Genomic DNA, 562 nt, shown 5'->3' with positions numbered 1-562 from the left:
ACTCGTTCGCCCTGGAGGACACGCTGGTCCGCGAGTACGGCGCGAACTGGCACCGCGGGGAGTCGGGCGCCGAGCTCCGCGAGCGCGTCCGCCGGATGAAGACGGACTACCTCTACGAGAACGAGGTCGAGTACGACCGCGTCGCGGCGCTCGGCTACGCCATTTACCACCTCCCGGCGTACTACGCGACGGTCGTGTACGTCCTCGACGACCTGACCGAAAACGGCCTGCTCGACCGCACGCTCCGCGTCCTCGACGTGGGCGCCGGCGTCGGCGGGCCCGCGCTCGGGCTCCACGACTACCTCCCGGACGACGCCGTCGTCGACTACCACGCGGTCGAGCCGAGCGCGGCGACCGAGGTCCTCGACCGGCTGCTGGAGGAGACCGGCCGCAACTTCCGCGCGACGGTCCACGAGACGACCGCCGAGGCGTTCCTCGGGCTCGACGGGGGCGAGGAGCCCGCCCCGGCGACCGACGAGCCGTTCGACCTCGTGCTGTTCGGGAACGTCCTCTCGGAGCTCGCCGACCCCGCGGCGGTCGCGGGCGCCGCGGTCGACGCGCT

Annotated in this window: 1 pseudogene; it reads left to right on the top strand. The window is 73.0% G+C overall.

The features are described 5' to 3' along the window. Positions 1-562, top strand: a pseudogene (locus D3D02_RS18690) (SAM-dependent methyltransferase); the annotation flags it as partial.

It is taken from the genome of Halobellus sp. Atlit-38R (genome assembly GCF_003665925.1).
GTDB lineage: Archaea > Halobacteriota > Halobacteria > Halobacteriales > Haloferacaceae > Haloquadratum > Haloquadratum inordinatus.
The sequence above is the reverse complement of the archived record's forward strand: the minus strand, read 5'-3'. Positions and strand labels throughout refer to the sequence as shown.